This window comes from Streptomyces corchorusii, assembly GCF_001514055.1.
Lineage (GTDB): Bacteria > Actinomycetota > Actinomycetes > Streptomycetales > Streptomycetaceae > Streptomyces > Streptomyces olivaceoviridis.
The window spans coordinates 260,429-282,499 of record NZ_KQ948353.1 but is presented as its reverse complement, the minus strand read 5'-3'; the positions used below and the strand labels follow the sequence as shown (position 1 = coordinate 282,499).

Below are 22,071 nucleotides of genomic sequence, written 5' to 3'. Positions count from 1 at the left end.
GCCCGCCCGCTAGCTCAGGACCCGGACGGCTGCGGGTGGCTGCCGTAGGGGCGGGTGATGATCTCCATGCCGTGTCCGGCCGGATCCATGAAGTACACGCCCCGGCCGCCGTGGTGGTGGTTGATCTCGCCCGGCTGCTTTCCGTGCGGGTCGGCGTAGTAGGTGATGCCGGCCTGCCGGATGCGGGCGAAGGCCGCGTCGAACTCCTCGTCGGAGACGAGGAAGGCGTAGTGCTGCATGACGATCGACTCCGCCGGGATGGTGGCGAAGTCCAGGGTCACCCCGTTGCCCGTGGTGACCGGGACGAACGGGCCCCACTCGGGGCCGGTCTCCAGCCCCAGGATGTGGGCCAGGAACGCGGCGGACTCCCGGTTGTCCCGGGCGTGGACGATGGTGTGGTTCAACTCGACTGACATGAGTGGAATGCCTCCGAGGGCAATCTCACGGGCACCTCCATGCCTCACCCGGCCGGTGACCGACACGCGATGCCGTACGACGATCCTACCGCCCCGGTGCCGACGGGCCCCGGTGCGCCACATACCCCCCGGTCACCGTCAACACCACCGGCGCGTCCGTGAGTTCGTCGGCGGACGCCCGCACGGGGTCCACGGACAGCGCGGTGAGGTCGGCACGGCGGCCGGGCGCGATCCGGCCCGCGACATCGGCCTCGCCGGCGGCGGTGGCCGCATGGCTGGTGCAGCCCTCCAGTGCCTGCACCGCCGTGAGGCCCGGCCGGTGCGCGGCCATGCCCTTGGGCCGGCGGGCCGTCGCCAGTACGGCCCGCACGTCGTAGTGCGCGATGGGCCAGTCCGAGCCGAGGGCCACCGTGGCCCCGGCCTCCCGCAGGTCCCGCAGTCGCCAGGCGCGGGCCGCCCGGTCACCGCCCAGCCGGCGCGACCACTCGTCGGTGGCGTCGTCACGGGTGTAGCCGGTGTGCGGCGGTTGCAGGGAGGCCGCGACCCCCAACTCGGCGAACCTGGGCAGGAGTTCGTCGGGCGCCGTCTCGATGTGCTCGATCCGGTGCGCGCCGTGCCCGCTCGGGCCGAGTGAGGCCACGGTGTCCAGGACGTGCCGGACGGCGGCGTCCCCGATGGCGTGTGTGGCCGTGCGGACACCGGCCGTGTGCAGGGTGCGCACCGCCTCGGCGTACGCGTGCGGGTCCGGCCAGAACGCGTCGGTGCCCTGGCCGTGGCAGTCCGGGTGCTCCAGCCAGGCGGTGCCGCCCTCCACGGTGCCGTCCATGAAGAACTTCACCCCGCCGACCACCCAGTGCCGGCCGCCCCTGCCCTGCGCCTCGATCAGCTCCCGCAGGGCATCGGCGTCCGCGCCGGGCATGCACCAGGGCGCGAACCGCAGCCGCACCGGCAGCACCGTCTCCCGCGCCACCGCCGCCACCAGGTCCAGGTCGCCGCCGTCCATCACATGCGCGCCGGTCAGCCCGGTCGCGGCCATGGCGGACAGCAGCTCCACCAGCCGCGCGCGCCGTTCGGCGTACGAGGGCCGGGGGGCGACGTCCGCCACCAGGTCCATCGCCGCGTGCTCCACCAGATGCCCGGTGGGCCGGCCGGACGCGTCGCACACCACCTGGGCGCGCTGGTCGAAGGCGCGCGGACCGGTCACCCCGGCGGCGGCCAGCGCCGCCTCGTTGGCGAGGGCGGAGTGGCCGTCGTACAGGCGCAGGAAGGCCGGGGTGCCGTCCAGGACGTCCGCCACGAGCTCGTGGTGGACCGGGCGGCCCTCGAACGCGTTGTGGTCCAGGCCGTGGCCCACCACCCAGCCGTCCACCCGTTCGGCCCCGGCGAGCGCCGCGCGCAGTCCGGCCAGGTCCGTCACCCCCGACAGGTCGGTGCCGGTCGCCATGTCGAGCCCCCACACGGGGTGGCTGTGGGCGTCGACGAGGCCCGGTACGAGGTGCGCGCCGTGCAGGTCGACGACCTCCGTGCCGGGGCCGCGCCAGTCCCGTACGTCGTCCGCCGTCCCCACCGCGGTGATCACTCCGTCGTGCAGGGCGACGGCCGTGGCGGTGGGGCGGGCCGGGTCGAGCGTGCGGACCTGGGCACCGGCGAGAATGAGATCGGCAGCGGGCATTCCGGGAACTCCCTTGTTCACGAGGACTGTTCGGTGGTCTCGGTGCCGAACGCCGCGTAGACGTCCGGGCGGCTGCGGCGCAGCCACCACGCGAGCGGCAGGCCGAGGGCGAAGACGGCGGGTGCCACGGCGACGAGCAGCACGTTCACGGCCGGGGACGCGGCGGTGAACAGGTCGATGTGGCTCACCACCAGCGCGATCGCGGTCGCCAGCAGGACGGTGGCGAGGACCGGCGCCACCACCGTGCGCACGACGCCCTCCGTGTGGCGGATCCGCCGGAACCAGCAGGGCACGGCGATCGCGGCGAGCAGTTGGAGCAGCAACAGGCCGATCATCCCCGGGGTGTTCACCCACAGCAGCAGCTGCTGGTACGGGTCGGCTCCGGCGGCCCGGAACGCGAGGACGACCAGCGCGCCGAGAACGGTCTGGGCGATGCCGGCGACGTACGGGGAGCGGTGCCGCGGGTGGATGCGGCCGAGCCGGCGGGGCAGCACGCCCTCCTCGGCCAGGGCGAGGGCGTAGCGGTTGATCGCGTTGTGGAAGGCGAGCAGGGACGCGATGACGCTGGTGACGATGAAGACGTGCATCAGATCGGCGGCCCAGCCGCCCACGTAGGTGGTGATCGCGGTGAAGAAGAGTCCCGCCGGGTCCTTGCCCGCCGCCTGTACGACCTGCTCGTCGCCGAACGCCTGGACGGCGATCCAGACGACGAACGCGTAGAACAGGCCGAGGAATCCGACGGCCGCGTACGTGGCTCGCGGGACCGTGCGCTCGGGGTCGCGGGCCTCACGGCGGTAGATGACCGTCGACTCGAACCCGGTGAACGCCGCGAAGGCGAAGGCGAGGACGGCGGCCGTGCCGGGCACGAACACGTGCGCCGGGGCCAGCGAGGCGAGGGACAGCCCGTGGGCGCCGCCCTTCAGCAGGACCCCGCCGGCGAGCAGGACGAGTATGCCGGTCTCGGCGACGAGCAGCACGCCCAGCACCTTGGCGCCGAAGTCGATCGAACGGAAACCGCCGTAGCCGATCAGCAGCAGGCCGGCCAGCGACACCGGCAGCCAGGGCACGTCGGAGCCGAACAGGGAGTGCAGGGTGTCGCGGGTGGTGGTGGCGAGGAGGCCGTAGACGCCGATCTCCATGCCGTTGTAGCCGACCAGGGCCAGCAGGGCGGCGCCGATGCCGACCGGGCGGCCGAGGCCCCGGGTGATGTAGGCGTAGAAGGCGCCGCCGTCGGTGACATGGCGGCTCATGGTGGTGAAGCCGACGGCGAAGACGGCGAGGGTCAGCCCGGCCAGCAGATAGCCGACGGGCGCGCCGATGCCGCCCAGCAGGATGGCGAGCGGGGCCACCCCGGCCATGACCGTCAGGGGAGCGGCGGCGGAGACGACGAAGAAGGTGATGTCGGCGGTGCCGAGGGAGCCGGACCGGAGGCCGGGCGCGCCGGACGACGCGTCCTCCTCCGGGAGTTCGGCGGTGGTCACGGACATGCGGGCGGGCCCTTCTGGCGGCGGCGGGGGAGGAGACCGGCGGTGGTGCGGCAGCCGGGTGCGCGGGCACCGGCGGGCGGGGCCGGGGGTGGGCCGTCCGGACCGGTGGGTTCCGGGCGCACGAGGAGATGGCGGGCACCCGGACCGGGAGCCCGGAGGGATGGCGGGCGCCCGGAGCCGTAAACCTAAAGGCTTTCGGTTTCGGCAATGTAACCTGCCGTTGGGCATCCGGGAAGACCTCGGCAAGGCATCAGGGGGATCGCTGACCATGGGACGGCCGCGCACACCGCTCCTCGACCGCGAGCGCATCACCACCACGGCGCTCCGGCTGATCGACGAGACCGGTGACTTCAGCGTCCCGGCGATCGCCCGCCGGCTCGGCGCGCAGACCGGATCGGTGTACCACCACGTGGACGGCCGGGACGGCATCGTGGAACTGCTGCGCGAACGCGTCTGCGCGGCGATCGACCCGGCCACGCTGGAGCTGACCCCGTGGGACGCGGCCGTCGAGGCCTGGGCCCGCTCCTACCGGGCCGCGTTCGCCGCCCACCCCCGGGCGATCCCGCTGCTGATGACCTCGCCCGTCCGCGCGCCCCGGGTCCTGGAGCAGTACGAGCGCGCGGTGGGCGTGCTGCTCGCCGCCGGCTTCGAGCAGGCCGAGATCATGCCGCTGGTCATCGCCCTGGAGAACCTGGTGCTGGGCTCGGCCCTCGACCTGGCCGCCCCCGAGACGATGTGGGAGCTGACGGACCGCGTGCCGACGCCCCGCCTCGCGCAGGCGCTCGCGGCGGTCGGCGACGGCCGCGCCGACCGCGCCTTCGAGGTGGGCCTCACCGCGTTCCTGAACCACGCGCGGGCCCTCCGCGCGGAGCGGGGGCGGGGGCGGTAGGGGTGGCTTCGGGCTCCGTCCCCGGCCGCGCGTGCGTGGTGGTTCGCCGGCCCCGGCGCGGCCACCGCCACCGGCGGGACGCGGGCGCCCTCCTCCTGGTTTCCCAGTACCGGCAGTAACATGATCACCTGGTTCCGGGTGTACCAGTCAGTCAACTTGGCGCGCCGTCCCCGCGACGCGCCCTGCCCGGAGAAGTCCATGTCTTCTGTCAACGACGCGTTGGAAGACGCGCGCCTCACCTACGAGCAGCACATGCGGACCTGCCGCCAGTGCCACGCCGACGCCGCGCCCTGTGCCGTGGCGAAGCACCTCCTGCGGATGTACAACCTCGCCCGCAGGGACCGGATGCGCGCCGGCGGCCCGGACACGTCCACGGCCTGACCTGCGCGGGACGCTTTTCACCCGGCGCGAGCAGGGAACCCGGTGGCCTGTCCCGTCCCCCGAGACACAGGAGGCCACCGTGACGGACCAGCAGGGTGATCGTCCGAACCCGGTCACACAGCACGCCCGCCCCGACTTCCCCTCCCAGGACCAGCCGCACCCGGGCTGGACCGGCCCGATGGACCCGCCGCCCGACCACGGCGAGGAGTCCTACCGCGGCGCCGGCCGTCTCGACGGCCGCAAGACCGTGATCACGGGAGGGGACTCCGGTATCGGCCGGGCGGTCGCGATCGCCTTCGCCCGCGAGGGCGCCGACGTGCTCTTCACCTACCTTGCCGACGAGGAGGAGGACGCCCGCGAGACGTCCCGGCTGGTGGAGGAAGCGGGACGCAAGGCGGTCGCCGTGTCCTGCGACATCCGAGACGAGGACAACTGCCGGTCGCTGATCGACCGGGCGGTCGCCGAGTTCGGCCGTATCGACGTCCTTGTGAACAACGCCGCCTACCAGATGTCCCAGCCCGAGGGCATCGAGGCGATCAGCACCGAGCAGTTCGACCGGGTGATGCGGACGAACCTCTACGGGATGTTCTGGCTGACCAAGTTCGCCCTGCCGCACATCCCGGCCGGCGGCTGCGTCATCAACTCCACGTCGGTCCAGGCGTACAAGCCCAGCCCGCACCTGCTGGACTACGCGATGACCAAGGGCGCAATCGTCACCTTCACCCAGGGGCTGGCCCAGATGCTCGCCGAGCGCGGCATCCGCGTCAACGCCGTCGCGCCGGGACCCGTCTGGACCCCGCTCATCCCGGCGACCATGCCCGACACGGCGGAGTTCGGCAAGCAGAGCCCGCTCGGCCGCCCGGCCCAGCCCGCCGAACTGGCCCCCGCCTACGTGTATCTCGCCTCGCCCGAGGCGAGCTTCATCACCGCCGAGATCCTCAACGCGACCGGCGGCACCCCGCTGCCCTGACCCATCCCCCCGCCGCGGAGAGCGGTCAGCCGGCCCGGAACGGCGGCTCGGCCAGGAGCTCCAGCAGCCACGCGGCGCTCTCCGCGGCCCCCGGCTCGGGGCCGCCGGCGGTGCCGGGGAACATGCGGCCCCAGGAGGCGGCCCGGCCCAGCGCGCTCAGCCGCCAGGCGAGTTCCGCCGCGCGCCGCAGTTCCGCCGCCGTGCGGCCGGCGCCCGTCCACTGCTCCAGGTAGGCGTCGAGCAGCCGGGGCAGCACCTGCGGCCCGTAGCGGTCGCAGGCCCGCTCCACGGGGACGCGCAGGCTGCAGAACGGGTGGGAGACGGCGGCGTCGCCCCAGTCGAAGAAGGTGAACCGGCCCGGTGCCTGCCGGAACAGCTGGCCGTCGTGCAGGTCGGCGTGGTCGAGCGTGTCCGCGATGCCGACGGAGACGAGTTCGGCACACCAGTCCGCGACCCGGGGCCGCAGGCGCTCCAGCCGGGCCCGCTCGTCCGGGGCCAGCGCGGAGTTCCCGGCCAGCAGCCGGTCGAACACCTCGGGCAGGCCGGGGGTCCGGGCGGCGGGCACACCGAGCCGCTCGATCGCGGACGCGTGCGGGACCAGGTCGTGCTGCATGCGCGCGTACTGGCGCAACAGGGCTTCCCAGTCGCGCGGCCCGACCGGCTCCCGGTCCAGCACGGTCCGGAACAGATCACCGCCGTCGGGGAGCAGCGCCCAGCCGCGCTCGGCGTCGACGGCCAGCGGGCGCAGCACATGGTCCGGCACCCAGCGGGCCAGCGCGGCGGCCAGCGGCCCCTCGAAGGCGCTGGCCGGCGGACTCGCCTTGAACCAGACGGCGGCCTGACCGGCGCGGGCCGCCGGCCCCCCGGCGTCCCCCGGCCCACCGACCGGCACCCGGACCAGCACCGACCACGGACGCAGCCGTACCCCCAGGGTGCCCTCGGCGCGCAGGCCGTGGGCGGTGAGGTGGCCGGCCACCCAGTCGAGGGCCGCGGCACGCCAGGCCCCCTGCTCCCACGGCGTCACCGCGTCCGGGTAGCGTCCCCGGTCCACCACCGTCGCGTCGTCCCCTCGCATCGCCCCATCCCAGCATCGAGCCGGGCGGTCCGGCCAGCGGATTTCCGCCCTCGCCGGCGCCCTTGGGGTGCTCGGGAAACCGGAGGAGCGAGCGTGATCAGGTCGCCGCCGGCTGGGGCGGCCACCAGGACCTGCCCCGGTCCCTCAGTACTCCTGCGTCCGGTGCACCTCGCCCGTGCCCAGGGTGATCACGGCGCGGGGGCGCATGGGGCCGTCGTCGCGCCGGGAGAGCAGGACCACCTCCTCGACCACCGCCGTCAGCGTGCCGAGTCGCACGGCGCACTCGGCGGCGAGGCGGCGCGGGTCCCGGGTGCGGCCGAGGGACAGGTGCGGGGTGAAACGCTCGCCGCGTCCCTGGCACAGCGGGAACCCCAGCCGCAGTTCCCGGTGCAGACGGGCCCAGGGCGCCGGGTCGACCGCGGCCGGGTCGAGCCACACCGTGGCGTCGTGCCGGTGCCGGAAGGAGCGCACCCCGGCCAGGCGCGCCCTGAACGCCGTACTCCGTGCCGCACCGGCGGACAGCAACGGCAGGGCCCGCTCGAACTCCTCCTCCGGTACGAAGCCGAACAGCAGGTTCACGTGCGGCGGCCACCGCCGCACCTGCGGATCGTGCTCCCAGCGGATCTCCTGGATCGCCGGCCAGAGCTCCGGCGGCGGCAGCCACGCCACCGCGGTCCGCGGCGTCGGCGCCACCCTGAGCGCGTCCGCGGGCTCGGCCCCGCCGGACGCCGCGTACCCGTTCACCTGGCCGGGGTCCCGGACAGGGCGGCGCCGGAGCGGCGCGGGCGCCCGAGGGCGAGGAGGGCCGTGTCGTCGTCCAGTCCGTCGCCGAAGCCGACGAGCAGGCGGATGAGGGCGTCGATCACGGTGCGCGGGTCCGCGGGGGCGAGCTCGGTGGCGAACGACCGAAGCGCGTCGTAGCCGTACAGCCCGCTCTTCTCGCCCGTGCGCGCCTCGGTGAGGCCGTCGGTGTAGAGCAGCAGCGTGTCGCCGTGGTGGAGAGCGGTGCGGACCGTCGTGAAGGAGGCGTCCGGGAAGGCCCCGACCAGCAGTCCGCCGGGCGTCGGCAGGTACTCGGCCCGGCCGTCCGCCCGCAGGAGCAGCGCGGGCGGGTGACCGCCGGAGGCCAGGAGGACGCGGACGCTCCGCCCTGTGGACTCCAGGGTGCCGAAGACGGCGGTGCAGTAGCGGGGGTCCCCGCCGCCGTAGCGTTCGAGCAGTGCCGAGTTGAGGGTGGCCAGGACGGCTTCGGGACCGAGCCCGTGCAAGGCCGCGGTGCGCAGGGTGTAGCGGACGAGGGAGGTCGCCGCCGCGGCCTGGGGGCCCTTTCCGCAGATGTCCCCGAGGAAGAACGCGAAGCGGCCGTCGCCGAGGGGGAACAGGTCGTAGAAGTCGCCGCCCAGCTGTATCGGGGAGGCCGTGTGGTAGTAGGCGGCGGTCTGCACGCCGGGCACCTTCGGAAGACCGGCCGGGAGCAGGCTCTGCTGGAGTACGGTCAGTGCCTCGCGCAGCTGCTCGCGGTCGGCCTCCGCCTGGCGCCGGGCCTCCTCGGCCGCGCGGCGGGCGCGCAGCAGCTCGGTCTCGTAGGCACGCCGGTCGGTGGCGTCGAAGACGGTCGTGCGGATCAGCAGGGGGCGGCCGTCGGTGCCGCGCTTCACGGCCGATGTGATCAGCACCGGAAGCCGGGACCCGTCCGCGACCTTCATCTCCAGCGCTATGCCGCCCGCATGACCCTGCATGCCCAGGAGCGGTGCGTAGTGGGTCTCGTGGTACAGCTTGCCGCCCACGGTCAGCAGGTCGGCGAAGTGCCGGCGGTTCACGACCTCCTCCCGGGAGAGGCCGAGCCAGCCCAGCAGCGTCTTGTTGACCTTGACGATCGTGCCGTCCATCAGGGTCGACAGATAGCCGCAGGGGGCGGACTCGTACAGCTCCTCCGTGCTGTCCTCCAGCAGGGCGGTGACGTCCGTACCGATGCGCGGCCACGCCTCCCCGGGGGGTCGAGGAGCCGGGCCGGAGCCGGACATCACTCCAGCTCTTCCACGAAGGTGGTGATCGCCCGAGTGGTGGCTTCGGGAGCGCTCAGCTGCGGGCAGTGGCCGGTGGCGGCCAGCGTGATCAGGCGGCTGCCGGCAACGGCGGCGTGGACGTACGCTCCGACCTCCCTGGGCGCGATGACGTCCTGCTCGCATTCGAGGACCAGGGTGGGGACGGCCACCGTCTTCAGGTCCTGCCGGCTGTCGGACAGGAACGTGGTGCGGGCGAAGACGCGCGCGATGTCCGGGTCGGTCGCGCAGAAGCTGTGGGCCAGCTCCGCGCCCAGTTCCGGCCGGTCGGGGTTGCCCATGATCACCGGGGCCATGGCGGCGGACCACCCGAGGTAGTTGGCTTCCAGCGAGTCCAGCAGCTCGTGGATGTCCGCCGTGGTGAAGCCGCCGCGGTAGTCCTCCTCGTCGATGTAGGAGGGGGAGGGGCACACCATGACCATGGAGCCGATCCGGTCCGGTACCGCCGCGGCGGCCAGGACGCCGACCATGGCGCTGACCGAGTGGCCCACGAACACGGCGTCCCGCAGGTCCAGCTCCGCGCACACGTCCACCACGTCCTGGGCGTAGCCGTCCAGGGTCGCGTAGCGCTCCTCCTGCCAGGCGGCCAGGTCGGAGCGGCCGGAGCCGACGTAGTCGAACAGCACCAGGCGGAAGTGCCGCGCCAGGCCGGGAGTCACAAGGCGCCACAGGTTCTGGTCGCAGCCGAAGCCGTGCGCGAGGACCATGGTCCGACCGGACTCCTGTCCGATGATCCGGACGTTGTTCCTGCGGAGGATGCCCATGTCCCCATCCTCCCACGTCAGCGGTCGGACGCGGCGCCCGCGACCTGATCGGCGACCCCGTCGTCGCGTGAGCACGCGGAGACAGCGCCGCCCCGCCGGGGCGACGCTGTCGGCGACGCGTTCAGCCGGCCTTCTGCCGTTCGCGGAGCTCGTGCACGTTGTTCGCGGTGAGGGTGCCGTCCTGCTGTTCGTAGTGGGAGAGGGCGAGACCCAGGCCGAAGAAGGTGGGTGCCCATTCGCCGACGAAGATGCCCCAGCGGTCGGCGCGGTCCAGGCCGGTGCCGGGTTCCATCTTCAGAGAGCCTATCCACGCGGCCACCGTGAGGCCGATGGAGGCCACGCCGGCCAGGTAGGCGTGCTCACTGCGGATGCCCATCTCGTGCATCTTCTTGATGATCATGGCGTGCTCCAGGTTCATGCCGGTGGTGCGGATGATTGCCGTGGCTTCGACACCAACCCGATTTCCCGATTCACCGAGAGGCATGTCCATTTAATGGCGTTTTGTGCCACTTCTTGATTGGGGTTTCAACATGCCTACGAGGAAGAGCCCGGGCCGGATCAGTCCTTCACCGCACCGCCCAGCCCGGAGACCAGCCGTCGCTGCACGAGGACGAAGAACACCAGCACCGGAACGGTCATCACCGTGGACGCCGCCATGACCCCGCCCCAGTCCGGCTCGTCGGGCTTGTAGAAGACCAGCAGGGCCATCGGCAGCGTCGACTGCGAGGTGTCGCTGATGATGAACGACTTGGCGAACAGGAAGTCGTTCCAGGCGGAGATGAAGGAGAACACGCTCGTGGCCACCAGGCCCGGCAGGACCAGCGGGAGGAGGATCCGCCACAGGAAGCGCGCGCGGCTCGCCCCGTCGAGGTACGCGGCCTCCTCCAGGGACTCCGGAACGGCCTTGACGAATCCGCGCAGCATCCAGATCGCGAACGGCAGCGAGAAGGCGATGTGCGGCAGGATCAGCGAACCCAGCGTGTTCAGCTGACCGAGGTCCCGCATGAGGAAGAACAAGGGGATGGTGAGCGCCTCCACCGGCACCATCTGGGCCACCAGGAACATGATGAGCAGGGTGGTCCGGAAGCGGAACCGGAACCGCGTCACGGCGGTCGCGGCGAGGAAGGCGATCAGCGCGGAGGCGATCACGACACTGACCGCGACGACCAGGCTGTTGACGAAGTACCGGCCGAATTCCTGCTGTTCGAACACGCGCCGGAAGGAGTCCAGCGAGGGCGAGGCCGTCCAGGGCCTCGGCTCGGTGGACTCGATCTCCCCGGCCGGTTTGAGCGCGCCGAGCAGCATCCAGTAGAGGGGGAAGGCGACGACCGCGGCGACCAGCAGCGCGGTCGCCTCGGCGGCGAGCCGCCAGGGCCGCCGTACCGCCCGAGCGTGTACGGCGCTCACAGCTCCTCCCCTTGGCGGCGCAGCAGCCGCAGGTATCCGAGCGTGATCGCCAGCAGGATCAGCAGCATCACGACGCCGATCGCGGACCCGAGGCCGTACTGCGAGGAAGCGAAGGCCTTCTGGTAGGCGTAGACGTTCAGGACCAGGTTCTGCCCGGCGATGCCGCCGCCGCCCGTCATCACGTAGATCTGGGTGAAGACCTTGAAGTCCCAGATCACCGACTGGACGGTGACGATGACCAGGATCGGTCGCAGGACCGGCGCCAGTACCGAGCGCCAGATCCGCCACTGCGAGGCGCCGTCCAGGGCGGCGGCCTCCAGGATCTCGGCCGGCACCGCGCGGATGCCGGCGTAGACGGTGACCATCACGAACGGGAAGGAGCACCAGACCACTTCGAGCAGGACCAGGAGGAAGGCGCTGTAACGGCCGTAGGTCCAGGAGAAGTCGCCGATGCCCAGGAGGCGGTCGACCGGGCCGAAGTCGGGGTCGAAGAGGAACAGCCAGACCGTCGAGCCGGTGATGGTCGGTGTGGCCCACGCCCCCAGCGCGGCCAGCAGGAGAGCGAGCCTCGGGACCGCGCGGACACGGGTGAGCAGGACGGCGAGCGCGCAGCCCACCGCCAGTGTGCAGACCACACAGGCCGCCGCGAAGCCGACCGTCGCCAGCAGCACCTGCCAGAACTGGTCGTCGGCGAAGAGCTCGGTGTAGTTGGCCAGGCCCCGGAAGCGGGTCGGTTCCCCGCCGCTGACCTGGGCCTGGGTGTACTCCAGGAACGAGATCAGGCCGAGCTGGTAGACGGGGTAGGCCAGCAGGCCGCCGAGAACGAGCAGTGCGGGTGCCAGGTAGAGCCAGGGGGTCCATCCACCCGAGGGGCGCGGGCTCCTGGCCGGTGTGCGGCTGCCGCCGCGCGGGCGTGACGAGCCGTGGACCACCCGCACCCGCCGAGGCTCCGCACGTTCCGCCCCGGAAGGCACCGTCAGCCGGCTCACCTGGCCGCCTCGAACGCGTCGTCCATCTTCTTCGCCGCGTCGGCGGAAGCCGCCGCGACGTCCTTCCGGCCGCTGACGATCTCCTGGAACATGGTCGGCAGCACCAGCGAGGAGTCGATCTGGGCCCAGGCGGGCGAGGCGGGTACGAACCGGGTACCGGCGGCGAGGGTCCGGACGAACGGCTTCACGTACGGCCTCTCGGCCGCGGCCTGCTGCCGTACGTCCGTGAAGGTCGGCAGGAAGCCCATCGCGTCGAAGAGCTCCCCTTGGGTCTTCTTCGAGGCGAGCCGCTTCATCAGGTCCACGGCGAGCGTGCGGTGCGACGTGCTCTTCAGGACGCCGATGTTGTTGCCGCCCGCGAACGCCGGCGCGATCGAACCGGGCGCGACCCCCGGCAGCGGCACGACCGCGTACTTCCCCTTGACCTTCCCGGCCTCCACGGCGGCGTGGCTGAAGTCGCCGCCGATCGCCATGGCCGCCTTCCCGGAGGCGAACGCGGTCACGGTGTCGTTGCCGCCCATGCCCGCGCACTTGGCGGCGGGACAGTTGTCGTCGCCGAAGAGGGAGGTGTACGCCTCGATGCCCTTCCGGGCGGCCGGGCTGTCGATGGCGGAGGCGTACGCACCCCCCTTGTCCGTGGCCAGATCACCGCCGGCGGCCCAGATGAACGGCATCGCGCCGTAGGTGTAGGCGCCGCCGACGGCCAGGCCGTACAGACCGGGTTTCGCGGCCCGGATCCTCTTCGCGGTGGAGATCAGCTCGGCCTGCGACTTCGGTGCGCGGAGGCCGAGTTCACGGAAGACGTCGGTGCGGTAGTACAGCGCGCGGACGCCGACGAAGTACGGCGCCCCGTAGACCTTGCCGTCCACGGTGACCGACTGCCGGGCTGTCGGATCGGTGTCCTTCGCCTCGCTCCAGGCGTCGAACTCCTTTGTGACGTCCGCGAGTCCGCCGTCCCGGACATAACCGGCGGTGTCGGTGTTGCCGTACTCGATCACGTCGGGCGCGGACTTGGGGTCGTTGAAGGCGGCCTTGACGCGCTGGGCGCGGGTCTCCACGGGGATGTACTCGACGGAGACGTCGGTGCCGCGGTGCGCCGCCTCGAAGCCGGCGGTCACCGCGTCGACGACGCGCTGCTTGGGCTGGTTGTCGACCTCCTGGAAGAGCCAGACGCGCACGGTGCCGGTCTTCTCGTCCTTGTCGGAGGCGGAGGTGCCGGAGGTCTGGGGCGCGCAGGCGGCGACGAGGGCGGTGGCGAGCGCGGTGAGCCCGACAAAACGGACGGACAGCTTCATGCAGTGCTCCTCCGATGAGGCGTTGCAACATGCGCAATGGTGGTTTCGCTGTGCACAACACATCGGAGGCTAGGGACTGCGTGAACACGCCACAAGAGGGCTCCACCGCTCTGTGACCGCGGGACACACTCCGTGCAACGCCCGCCGCCCGCCGAGCGGTTCGGCGGGCGGCGCACCGGGAGGAGCGGATCAGCGCATCGGACAGCCGGTCAGCGCACCGGGAAGCCGAAGGCGTACCCCTGCTGCTTCAGCCGGGGCAGCAGGGTGCGCAGGGCCGTCACCGTCTGGGAGCGGTCGCCGCCCGCGTCGTGGAAGAGGATCGTGGGCCCGCCCGGCAGCTCCCGCTCGACGGTCGCGACGATCGCGTCGCTGCCCGGCCGTTCGAAGTCCTTGGAGTCGACGTTCCAGCCCAGTGGCCGCATCCCGTGCGAGGCCGCCAGCTTCCGGCTGTACGGGGTGAACGCGCCGCCCGGGGCCCGGTAGTACATCGGCCGTACCCCGCCCGACGCCTTGGTGATCTGCCGCTCGGCGTCCTCGATCTGCTGCGCCTGGTAGGCCTGGGACTTGGTGTCCATGGTGGTGTCGTGCGACACCGTGTGGTCGCACAGCCGGTGCCCGGCGGCCACCACCTGCCGGACCAGCTCCGGGTGCGCCTCGGCCTGGGTGCCGACCATGCAGAACGTCGCCTTCACGCCGTTGTCGCGCAGCACTTGGAGCACCTGCGGGGTCCAGACCGGGTCCGGGCCGTCGTCGATGGTGATGTTCACCGCGTGCTCGCCCCGGTCGGAGGCGTGGGCGATGGTGACGGACACGGGCTGTGCGCCGGGCGCGGCGGCCCGGGCGGAGGCACGCGGTGCGGCCGACCCGCCGGTCTGGCCGGCCTGCGCCGTCCACACCGACGTGGCGGCGGCCACCGCCGTGACCCCGAGCGCCGCCGCGACCACCCTGCCGTACCATCCCCGTCCACCATGCCGCGCCATGTCCGTCCGCCCCCTGCCGTGCCGATGCCTGTGCCGTGCCGGTGCGTCGCCATGCCGAAGCACCGCGCACCCCGTGCACATGGCAGGACGGCCGGGACCGGGCACGGGATCCGCCTGTTACGGATCACGGACAGTTCCGAGGCGCGGCCGGGACACTCGCGTCGGCGCCGGGACCGGAAACCGCCGGTCGTGGTCCGCGACCCGGGCCCGGACGCCAGGTGGAACCGCAGGCCCGGGGGCTGGGCAGACTGTTCCCGGCGGCCTTCGAGGCCTTCCTGGCAGGTGTGCCTGCCGAGGACCGGGACGGCGACCTCGCCGCGGCCTACGACCGGCTCCTCGCATCCGCCGACCCCGAGGTCCGGGAGCGGGCCGCGCGGGCCTGGACCGACTGGGAGACGGTCACTCCCGGCGCCCCCACGCTCCGTCGACCGGTTCCAGGACCCCGTCTTCCGCCAGGGCTTCGCCCGCACCGTCACGCACTACTGGGGCAACGGCCGCTTCCTCGGCGGCGACGGTGGGAGCGCGGCTGAGCGCGACGGCGTGGTGCTCCGCGATGCCCACCGGCTCAAGGGCATTCCCGGCCCCTGGTCCAGGGCAGCCTCGGCTTCGGCAATCTTCTCGGCACCGTCTGGCGGCTGCGCCGCGCCTGGCCGGGCAGGGAGCCGGTGATCGTGGACGACGCCGGCCACACCGTCGGTGTCCCGGGTATGGCGGTAGCGCTGGTCGCGCCGGCGGACGCGTACGCGCCCCGCCGGTGGCCGGCGGGGCGCTCCTGACGGCCGTGACATCCGGCGGGGCGTCGTCGAGTCGTGCGGGGCCTGGTCGCCCGGGGCGCCGAGGACCGCACGCGCCGCCCGGCGGGCGCTGAGCGTGCCCGCCGGGAGGGTTCATTGGTGGCCGCTCGTCCGGAGCGGCCGCTCACCAGTAGTGACGGCGGCCGGCGACCGCGTGTCCCATGGACCCCATGATCCACAGGATGGCTCCCACCACCAGCAGGATGACGCCGATGGTCCACAGGATCGAGATGCCGGTGATGAAGCCGATGATGAGCAGGATGATGCCGAGGGCGATCATGGCGTGCCTCCAGCCGGTGACGGGGCTCCTGTCCTCCGAGTGCCCCCGAAACGCCCGCCCTATCAGTTCGCTCCGACTTTCAAGAAGTTCTGTCGGCCATGTTGACTCGGCGATGCGGCGGCCTCACATTACCTAGCGGTAGTACCCCGCGGTAACTCCGCTGCCACCCCACGGCCCGTACCTCGCGGTCGCCCCGGCACGCCCGTTGCGCGGTCCCGCACGCCCAGCCCTCCGGTCGCCCCCGCACGCCCTCGGCTCGACCGAGCCGCCCCGTTCTCGTGCTCCACCAGGCCCCGCACACCCCGCACCCCACCACGCCGACGGCACCGCCATGCCCGTCCGCCCCGTGTCCTGTCCAGAGAGGGGAGAGCACCGCATGCCCATACCCACCCCGCGCCGTGTCCTCACCGCGGCCTGCGCGGCCGTCGGCGCACTGGTCCTCGGCCTCAGCACGGCCCCCGCCCAGGCCACCACCTCCCTGAACTACGTGGCGCTCGGGGACAGTTACAGCGCCGCCTCCGGTGTCCTCCCCGCCGACCTCACCAGTCCGCTCTGCCTGCGCTCCACGGCCAACTACCCCCACGTCATCGCCGCCCGGACCGCGGCCCGGCTGACGGACGTGACCTGTGGCGCCGCCCAGACCAAGGACTTCACCGAGGCCCAGTACCCCGGCGTCGCCCCCCAGGCCGACGCGGTCACCGCCGGCACCGACCTGGTGACCCTCACCATCGGCGGCAACGACAACGGCACCTTCATCAACGCCATCACCGCCTGCGGCACCGCCGGCATCCTCAGCGGCGGCCAGGGCAGTCCCTGCGAGGACCGCTACGGCACGTCCTTCGACGACGAGATCGACGCCCGCACCTATCCCGCGCTGAAGTCCGCCCTGCGCGGCGTCCGGGCCAAGGCTCCCCAGGCACGGGTGGCGGTGCTCGGCTACCCGTGGATCACGCCCGCCACCGCCGACCCGTCCTGCTTCGTCAGGCTGCCGGTCGCCACCGGCGACGTGCCCTATCTGCATGCCCTCCAGGCGCACCTCAACGCCGTGGTCCGGCGCGCCGCCGAGGAGACGGGGGCCGTCTACGTGGACTTCGCCGAGGTCTCGGCCGGGCACGACGCCTGTCAGGCCGTCGGCACCCGGTGGATCGAGCCGCTGCTGTTCGGACAGAACGTCGTGCCCGTCCACCCCAACGCCCTCGGCGAGCGGCGCATGGCCGAGCACACCCTGAGCGTCCTCGGCCTCGGCTGACGGACGCCGCCGCACCGGGGCCGCCGGTCAGGCGTCGGCGAGCAGCGGGTCGTACGGCGTGGAGCGCTCCCGGCCCGACATGAAGGCCAGGAAGTCCCGTACGAAGGCGCCCCGCGTGTACGTGCCGTCCGCGCCGGCCGTGTCCCGCCTGAACCCGGTGCGGAACAGCGCCCGGTACTCGTCCGCGTCGACGCGCTGGTCGCCGTCCGCGTCGGTGACGTCGAAGAGGACCTCGGCGACCCTGATCAGGGCGGGACCGGCGAGCGAGGGCACGGCCGCCGCGTACTCCCGGGCGCTGACGCGGCCGTCGCCGTCGGTGTCGAGTGCCGCCTGGAGCTCCCGCCACCAGCCGGCGAAGGCGTCGTAGAGCCGTGTCTCCTCCGGCTCGTCAAGATCGAGGCGGCCGGCGAGTTCCCGGGCCATGGCGGCGAGGTCGGGCCAGTCGAGATAGCCGTCCCCGGTCTGGTCCAGCACCGCCGCGAAGAACTCCTCCGCGCTGCGCCGCGCCGCGCTTCCCGCGTCGGGGTCCGGCTCCTCCGACGGCAGGGGTGTGATCAGCCGGACCAGGGCCCCGGCCCGCTTCATCCGGTCCCGCAGCGCGCTGATCGTCCGGGCCCGGGGGTCGTCGCTGCCGGGGGAGAGGGAGAGCAGGTCGACGACGGCGTCGGTCCGGAGCAGGCCGTCGGGGAGGAACCGCGCGAGGCCGACGGCCAGGTAGGCGCTCTGCATCAGGGTCTGGGCGCCGGGCAGTTCGGGAAGACCCGCCCGCCTGCGGAAGGGCTCCGGCAGGGACGCCACGGTGATCACACCGATGAGCGGGCCGACGAGCGCGCGGCCGGCCGCCCACAGCGTGGGCAGACCGTGCAGCAGCGGCGGCGCGGGCAGATGGTCGAAGAGCCGGTAGAGGATGACGCGCATCGCCTCCGTGTTCTCCAGTCGCTCCTCGACCACCCGGTCGTAGTAGGGCCAGAACTCCTGGACGGTGGGCGGAAGATGACGGGCGTCACCGTCCAGCACGGCGAGGTAGGCCCGGAACTCGGCGTACAGCCGCTCGATGGCGTCCTGCTCCAGGGGCTGCCCGCTGAGGCGGCACATCGTGACGCTGCTCTCGAAGAGCGTCGCGACCACCCAGGCCCGCACCTCGGGATCCATCGCGTCGTACGGCCGGTCGTGCGCGTCCGTCCCGCGCAGCCGGGCGTGCAGCCGGTTGAGCCGGGCCGCCTCCCTGCGCCGTACCTCCTCGTCGGGCCCGAACATGCGCTGGAGACTCACGACCGTGTTGCGCAGCCGTCGCCACGGGTGCGTCACGAACGTGGAGTTGTCGATCAGGGCTCCGCCGATCTGCGGGTGCGCCGCCTCCAGCACGGTCCCCCGGATGATGGCCAGCGCCCAGCGCGGGTCGTTGAAGAACGCGTGGAACTGACCGCCCGCGTCGAAGAGTTGGCCGACCCCGGCCTCGGTGCCCGCGTTCCCGGGCTCGTTGCTGCGCGTGTCCGTCACGGTCGTCGTTCTCCGTTCGCGTCGGGCGCCACGCCGCCGAAGCGGCGGTCGCGCTGCTGGTAGGCGCGCAGGCACTCCACGAAGTGCGGCGCGCGGAAGTCGGGCCAGAGCACCGGCGGGAACATCCATTCCGCGTAGGCGACCTGCCAGAGCATGAAGTTGGAGATGCGCTGTTCCCCGGAGGTCCGGATGACGAGGTCCACATCGGGCGTGTCGGGAAAGGGCAGATGAGCGGCGAAGCTCCGCTCGTCCACGGCTTCGGCCGGCATCCCGCTGCGGATCAGGGACCGTGCCGCCGCCACGATGTCCCGGCGCCCGCCGTGGTCGAAGGCGACGGTCAGCGTCATGCCCCGGTTCTCCCCGGTCAGCGTCATCAGATCGGCGAAGTCCCGGGCCAGCGCCGGGGGGATACGGGGATCCGCCACCCCGAGGAACCGGCAGCGGATCCCGCGCGCGTGCAGCAGCGCCGCGTGTTTGCGCACCACGCGGCGGACCAGCCGCATCAGGAAGTCGACCTCGGTGCTCGGGCGCTGCCAGTTCTCGGTGGAGAAGGCGTACAGGCTCAGCCACTGGACGCCGGCCGTCCGCGCCGCCTCGATGACGTCGATCACCGTCGTCTCCGCCGCCAGGTGACCCGACGTACGCGGCAGTGAACGCCGCGCCGCCCAGCGGCCGTTGCCGTCCATCACACAGGCCACGTGCCGCGGCGTCCTCCGGGCGGAGCCGCTGCCCTCAACCGTCACGCCTGCCCCCCGCAGCGATGAGCGGACCCCCTCGTCCCGTCCAGGGTGTCAGCCCCGGGTTCCGGATACGGCACAACGCCCGCCGTTCACCCTTCGTGCAACTGTCCGAGAGGTGTGCGGCGCGTGCGGGGGCTCGCCTCCGGGCGCGCGCTGGTGCTGCCCCCCGCCCCGAATCGCCTGCCCGCCGGAGTGAGCGCGGCCCGGCCGGTGCCTAGCGTCAGGGGACATGGCGATCTCCTTACCGAGTTCCGTGTCCCGTCCATCAAGTTCCGCGTCCCGTCCACCGGGTTCCGCATGGCGTCGGCGTACCGGCCTCGCCGCCCTGGCCACGGCCTGCCTGGTGGCCGTCGCCCCGGCCGCCGCACCCGCCGCCGCGCAGCCGTCCCGGGACGCGCCCCGCGCCTGCGGCCCGCACCCGGCGCTGAGCCGGTCCGTGCACCACCTCGTGGCGCACGACCGGATCGCCGGCGCCGCGGTCCTGGTCACCGGCGCCGGCCCGGACGCCCCCTGCGCGCGCTGGACGGCGACCGACGGCACGGCCGAGCTGCGCACCGGCCGCCCCATGAACACCACCGACCGGCTGCGCGTCGGCAGCGTCACCAAGACGTTCACCGCGACGGTCGTCCTGCAACTCGCCGCCGAACGGCGGCTGTCCCTGGACGCCCCCGTCGAGCGCTACCTGCCGGGCCTGATCCGCGGCGGCGCGTACGACGGCCGCCGGATCACCGTACGGCAGCTCCTCCAGCACACCAGCGGACTGCCCGACTACCTCGACGCACCCGAGTGGCAGCACATCGAACGACTGCGGTACCGCCACTTCGAGCCGCGCCGGCTCATCGCCCGCGCCCTGCGGCTGCCGCGCCCGGAGCACGCCTGGCACTACGCGACCACGAACTACCTCGTCGCCGGGCTGATCGTGCGCGAGATCACCGGCCACAGCCCGGAGGCGGAGATCAGCCGCCGGATCATCGCGCCCCTGGGGCTGCGCGACACGTACTGGCCCGGTGACGAGACCCGCGTCCGGGGCCCGCACTCGCACAGCTACTTCACCGCGGACGACGGCCGCCGGGTGGACGGCACCGCCTGGAACACGACCTTCGGCGGGGTCGGCGGGGCCCTGGTGTCCACGCCGGCCGACCTGACCCGGTTCGCCCGCGCGCTGCTCACCGGCCGGCTGCTGCCCGCGCCGCAACGCGCCGAGATGCGGCGCACGGTGGCCGCCGACCCCGACCGGCTCTGGCCCGGCGCCCGCTACGGGCTCGGTCTGATCTCCTCACCGCTGTCCTGCGGCGGCAGTTGGTGGGGGCACGCCGGGACCGTGCCCGGCGGCCACCGGGCGCTGGTCGCGACCGGCCCGGACGGCCGCGCCGTCGCCGTCGCCCTGAACGAGGTGCCCGCCACGCTCCAAGCCGAACAGGACTTCCTCGACGTCGTCGACCAGGCCCTGTGCGAGAGCCCGTCCGCCGAAAGGACCCCCGCATGACCCGCGCCACCTTCCCGCGCCGCCTCCTGTCCCGGGCCCCGGCGGCCGTCGCCCTGTCCCTCGCGGGCGCACTGGCCCTGGGCACCGCGCCCGCGTCGGCCGCCGCGGCCCGGCCGGCTGCCGACCCCCTCGCCCGCTACCACCACCAGCACCTGCACTGGAAGAGCTGCCGGCTCGGCCCCGACGACGCCACCGGCAAGGAACTCGACCAGGCCGGCGCCCAATGCGCCGACGTCACCGTGCCGTTGGACTACGCCCGCCCCGACGGCCGTACGATCACCGTCGCGATATCCCGGATCCGGGGCACCGACACCGCCCACCGCGTCGGCGCGCTGCTGCTCAACAGCGGCGGCCCCGGCGGGCAGACGCTCGGCGACCCGCCGTGGGTGCGCGCGGCCATGAAGGACGTGGCCGCACGCTACGACGTGGTCGGCGTGGACCCCCGCTTCGTGGGCCGGAGCACCACCCTGGACTGCCACTGGCCCACCGGCAGCATGATCCGCGGTGCCGGCACCGGCCGCGCCGCCTTCGACCGCGTGGTCGCCCTCTCCGCGGACCTCGCACACCGCTGCCGGACCCACGCCGGTGACCTGCTGCCGTACGCCACCACCCGCAACACCGCGCGGGACATGGACGTGATCCGGGCGGCGCTGGGCGAGCGCAGGATCTCCTACCTGGGCTACTCCTACGGCACCTACCTCGGCCAGGTCTACGCGACGATGTTCCCCCGGCGCACCGACCGGGTCGTCCTGGACGGCGTGGCCGACCCCGCCCGCTACGGTCCGCGGCTGCTGCGGGGCACGGAGGAGGCCAACCGGCACGCCCTGCGCGACTGGGCCGACTGGACGGCCGCCCACCACGCGACCTACGGGCTGGGCCGCACCGGGAGCGCCGTGCTGGCCACCGTGGAGGCGGTCCGGTCGGCCTCCGCCCGCACGCCCCTGCGCGTCGGCGGGTACCGGGTGGACGACCATGTCCTGCCCGTCGTCGTCTTCAACGGCCTCTCGCAGGACAACCCCACGGCGTACGGCGACTTCGCCCGGGGCGTGCGGGACCTGCGGAGCGCCGCCGAGGGCCGGCGGGTCACCCCCTCGCCGTGGCTGGCCTCGGCGCTGGAGTTCACGCTGACCGGGCACGAGTCCGCCTACGGCAGCGCGCAGACCTCCATCCTCTGCGGGGACGTGGCCGCGCCGCGTGACCCGGAGACGTACTGGCGCGATCTGCGGCGCGCCGGGAGCCGGGACGCGCTGTTCGCGCCCGTCACGTACAACATCAACGCGTGCGCGTTCTGGGAGCCGCCGCGCGAACGCCCGACGACGGTCCGCGACGATCTGCCGGCCCTGCTCGTCAACGCCACGGGCGATCCGCGCACCGTCTACCCCATGGCGGAGGCGGTGCGCCGGAACTGGCCCAGTTCCCGCCTGGTGACCCTGCGCGGAGCGGACCAGCACGCGGTGTACGGCGTCTTCGGCAGCCAGTGCGTGGACGGCGCGGTCAACGGCTACCTCGCGACCGGCCACCTCCCGCCCGGCGACCTGACCTGCTCCACCGGCTGACCGGGCCCCGCTACACTCCGAGCCTCCGGGCCGGCCATGATAGTTTCAAGTTCAACAAATGCTGTCACCCGGAGGAGC

The 22,071-nt window shown here is 73.1% G+C and carries 21 protein-coding genes and 1 pseudogene; 7 read left to right on the top strand and 15 right to left on the bottom strand.

Annotated elements, in window-relative coordinates; genetic code table 11:
- Window positions 1-14 precede the first annotated feature (14 nt).
- The 3 genes from AQJ11_RS08480 to AQJ11_RS08470 all read right to left on the bottom strand — a co-directional run bounded on the left by AQJ11_RS08480 (window position 15) and on the right by AQJ11_RS08470 (window position 3,575).
- The gene (locus AQJ11_RS08480) at window positions 15-416 is read right to left on the bottom strand and encodes a VOC family protein (RefSeq protein ID WP_041665617.1); all 402 of its coding nucleotides are present in this window, start codon (window positions 414-416) and stop codon (window positions 15-17) included.
- Window positions 417-501: 85 nt separating this feature from the next.
- On the bottom strand, window positions 502-2,088 hold the full coding sequence (locus tag AQJ11_RS08475; protein WP_014676817.1) for an amidohydrolase: 1,587 nt from the start codon (window positions 2,086-2,088) through the stop codon (window positions 502-504).
- A 17-nt stretch (window positions 2,089-2,105) separates the two neighbouring features.
- Window positions 2,106-3,575 (bottom strand): APC family permease, encoded by a 1,470-nt coding sequence (locus AQJ11_RS08470; RefSeq protein WP_059262444.1) that lies wholly within the window; start codon window positions 3,573-3,575, stop codon window positions 2,106-2,108.
- 268 nt (window positions 3,576-3,843) lie between these two features.
- Between AQJ11_RS08470 and AQJ11_RS08465 the strand changes: the two genes are divergently transcribed.
- The 3 genes from AQJ11_RS08465 (at window position 3,844) to AQJ11_RS08455 (ending at window position 5,815) form a co-directional block, all read left to right on the top strand.
- Window positions 3,844-4,464: a TetR/AcrR family transcriptional regulator gene (locus tag AQJ11_RS08465; protein WP_014676819.1), complete on the top strand. Its 621-nt coding sequence runs from the start codon at window positions 3,844-3,846 to the stop codon at window positions 4,462-4,464.
- A 198-nt stretch (window positions 4,465-4,662) separates the two neighbouring features.
- Complete coding sequence (locus tag AQJ11_RS08460; protein WP_014676820.1) at window positions 4,663-4,845, top strand: hypothetical protein; 183 nt, start codon at window positions 4,663-4,665, stop codon at window positions 4,843-4,845.
- 79 nt (window positions 4,846-4,924) lie between these two features.
- Entirely contained in the window at window positions 4,925-5,815 is an 891-nt protein-coding gene (locus AQJ11_RS08455) for an SDR family oxidoreductase (RefSeq protein WP_059262443.1), read from the top strand.
- A 25-nt stretch (window positions 5,816-5,840) separates the two neighbouring features.
- Here the strand turns inward: AQJ11_RS08455 and AQJ11_RS08450 are convergent, their stop codons facing one another.
- The 9 genes from AQJ11_RS08450 to AQJ11_RS08410 all read right to left on the bottom strand — a co-directional run bounded on the left by AQJ11_RS08450 (window position 5,841) and on the right by AQJ11_RS08410 (window position 14,388).
- Window positions 5,841-6,890, bottom strand: a complete 1,050-nt coding sequence (locus AQJ11_RS08450) for an aminoglycoside phosphotransferase family protein (protein ID WP_208616463.1) — start codon at window positions 6,888-6,890, stop codon at window positions 5,841-5,843.
- A 144-nt stretch (window positions 6,891-7,034) separates the two neighbouring features.
- On the bottom strand, window positions 7,035-7,634 hold the full coding sequence (locus AQJ11_RS08445; protein WP_059262442.1) for a 2'-5' RNA ligase family protein: 600 nt from the start codon (window positions 7,632-7,634) through the stop codon (window positions 7,035-7,037).
- Complete coding sequence (locus AQJ11_RS08440; protein WP_059262441.1) at window positions 7,631-8,917, bottom strand: PP2C family protein-serine/threonine phosphatase; 1,287 nt, start codon at window positions 8,915-8,917, stop codon at window positions 7,631-7,633. Before AQJ11_RS08440 ends, AQJ11_RS08445 begins: the two co-directional genes overlap by 4 nt.
- A complete protein-coding gene (locus tag AQJ11_RS08435; RefSeq protein ID WP_014676825.1) occupies window positions 8,914-9,717 on the bottom strand; it encodes an alpha/beta fold hydrolase in 804 nt (267 codons plus the stop codon). The genes AQJ11_RS08440 and AQJ11_RS08435 overlap by 4 nt, the downstream gene beginning before the upstream one ends.
- 121 nt (window positions 9,718-9,838) lie before the next feature.
- Window positions 9,839-10,135 (bottom strand): hypothetical protein, encoded by a 297-nt coding sequence (locus AQJ11_RS08430; RefSeq protein WP_014676826.1) that lies wholly within the window; start codon window positions 10,133-10,135, stop codon window positions 9,839-9,841.
- Between the two features lie 140 nt (window positions 10,136-10,275).
- Complete coding sequence (locus AQJ11_RS08425; RefSeq protein ID WP_059262440.1) at window positions 10,276-11,124, bottom strand: carbohydrate ABC transporter permease; 849 nt, start codon at window positions 11,122-11,124, stop codon at window positions 10,276-10,278.
- Window positions 11,121-12,062: a carbohydrate ABC transporter permease gene (locus AQJ11_RS08420; RefSeq protein ID WP_059262439.1), complete on the bottom strand. Its 942-nt coding sequence runs from the start codon at window positions 12,060-12,062 to the stop codon at window positions 11,121-11,123. The genes AQJ11_RS08425 and AQJ11_RS08420 overlap by 4 nt, the downstream gene beginning before the upstream one ends.
- Window positions 12,063-12,109: 47 nt before the next feature.
- Window positions 12,110-13,408, bottom strand: coding sequence for an extracellular solute-binding protein (locus AQJ11_RS08415; protein WP_059262438.1), 1,299 nt, complete (start codon window positions 13,406-13,408; stop codon window positions 12,110-12,112).
- A gap of 209 nt (window positions 13,409-13,617) precedes the next feature.
- Window positions 13,618-14,388: a polysaccharide deacetylase family protein gene (locus AQJ11_RS08410; protein WP_059262437.1), complete on the bottom strand. Its 771-nt coding sequence runs from the start codon at window positions 14,386-14,388 to the stop codon at window positions 13,618-13,620.
- Between the two features lie 227 nt (window positions 14,389-14,615).
- Here AQJ11_RS08410 and AQJ11_RS45505 point away from each other — a divergent pair.
- Window positions 14,616-15,164 (top strand): annotated as a pseudogene (locus AQJ11_RS45505) (alpha/beta hydrolase family protein); the annotation flags it as partial.
- Between the two features lie 142 nt (window positions 15,165-15,306).
- Here AQJ11_RS45505 and AQJ11_RS49740 read toward each other — a convergent pair.
- A complete protein-coding gene (locus AQJ11_RS49740) occupies window positions 15,307-15,462 on the bottom strand; it encodes a DUF6131 family protein (protein WP_014676832.1) in 156 nt (51 codons plus the stop codon).
- A 376-nt stretch (window positions 15,463-15,838) separates the two neighbouring features.
- Here AQJ11_RS49740 and AQJ11_RS08405 point away from each other — a divergent pair, with 376 nt between their 5' ends.
- Entirely contained in the window at window positions 15,839-16,711 is an 873-nt protein-coding gene (locus tag AQJ11_RS08405) for an SGNH/GDSL hydrolase family protein (RefSeq protein WP_059262436.1), read from the top strand.
- 27 nt (window positions 16,712-16,738) lie between these two features.
- Here AQJ11_RS08405 and AQJ11_RS08400 read toward each other — a convergent pair whose 3' ends face one another.
- Window positions 16,739-18,211: an oxygenase MpaB family protein gene (locus AQJ11_RS08400; protein ID WP_059262435.1), complete on the bottom strand. Its 1,473-nt coding sequence runs from the start codon at window positions 18,209-18,211 to the stop codon at window positions 16,739-16,741.
- On the bottom strand, window positions 18,208-18,954 hold the full coding sequence (gene uppS, locus AQJ11_RS08395; protein ID WP_279616940.1) for a polyprenyl diphosphate synthase: 747 nt from the start codon (window positions 18,952-18,954) through the stop codon (window positions 18,208-18,210). Before uppS ends, AQJ11_RS08400 begins: the two co-directional genes overlap by 4 nt.
- Window positions 18,955-19,294: 340 nt before the next feature.
- Here uppS and AQJ11_RS08390 point away from each other — a divergent pair, with 340 nt between their 5' ends.
- Both AQJ11_RS08390 and AQJ11_RS08385 read left to right on the top strand, forming a co-directional pair.
- On the top strand, window positions 19,295-20,437 hold the full coding sequence (locus tag AQJ11_RS08390; RefSeq protein WP_059262433.1) for a serine hydrolase domain-containing protein: 1,143 nt from the start codon (window positions 19,295-19,297) through the stop codon (window positions 20,435-20,437).
- Complete coding sequence (locus tag AQJ11_RS08385) at window positions 20,434-21,993, top strand: alpha/beta fold hydrolase (RefSeq protein WP_059262432.1); 1,560 nt, start codon at window positions 20,434-20,436, stop codon at window positions 21,991-21,993. Before AQJ11_RS08390 ends, AQJ11_RS08385 begins: the two co-directional genes overlap by 4 nt.
- Window positions 21,994-22,071: the final 78 nt, after the last annotated feature.

Coding starts and splice junctions, on each gene's coding strand:
- AQJ11_RS08470 (WP_059262444.1), bottom strand. CDS start 3,575: ATGTCCGTGACCACCGCCGAACTCCCGGAGGAGGACGCGTCGTCCGGC.
- AQJ11_RS08385 (WP_059262432.1), top strand. CDS start 20,434: ATGACCCGCGCCACCTTCCCGCGCCGCCTCCTGTCCCGGGCCCCGGCG.
- AQJ11_RS08435 (WP_014676825.1), bottom strand. CDS start 9,717: ATGGGCATCCTCCGCAGGAACAACGTCCGGATCATCGGACAGGAGTCC.
- AQJ11_RS08415 (WP_059262438.1), bottom strand. CDS start 13,408: ATGAAGCTGTCCGTCCGTTTTGTCGGGCTCACCGCGCTCGCCACCGCC.
- AQJ11_RS08410 (WP_059262437.1), bottom strand. CDS start 14,388: ATGGCGCGGCATGGTGGACGGGGATGGTACGGCAGGGTGGTCGCGGCG.
- AQJ11_RS49740 (WP_014676832.1), bottom strand. CDS start 15,462: ATGATCGCCCTCGGCATCATCCTGCTCATCATCGGCTTCATCACCGGC.
- AQJ11_RS08430 (WP_014676826.1), bottom strand. CDS start 10,135: ATGAACCTGGAGCACGCCATGATCATCAAGAAGATGCACGAGATGGGC.
- AQJ11_RS08480 (WP_041665617.1), bottom strand. CDS start 416: ATGTCAGTCGAGTTGAACCACACCATCGTCCACGCCCGGGACAACCGG.
- AQJ11_RS08450 (WP_208616463.1), bottom strand. CDS start 6,890: ATGCGAGGGGACGACGCGACGGTGGTGGACCGGGGACGCTACCCGGAC.
- AQJ11_RS08460 (WP_014676820.1), top strand. CDS start 4,663: ATGTCTTCTGTCAACGACGCGTTGGAAGACGCGCGCCTCACCTACGAG.
- AQJ11_RS08475 (WP_014676817.1), bottom strand. CDS start 2,088: ATGCCCGCTGCCGATCTCATTCTCGCCGGTGCCCAGGTCCGCACGCTC.
- AQJ11_RS08465 (WP_014676819.1), top strand. CDS start 3,844: ATGGGACGGCCGCGCACACCGCTCCTCGACCGCGAGCGCATCACCACC.
- AQJ11_RS08405 (WP_059262436.1), top strand. CDS start 15,839: ATGCCCATACCCACCCCGCGCCGTGTCCTCACCGCGGCCTGCGCGGCC.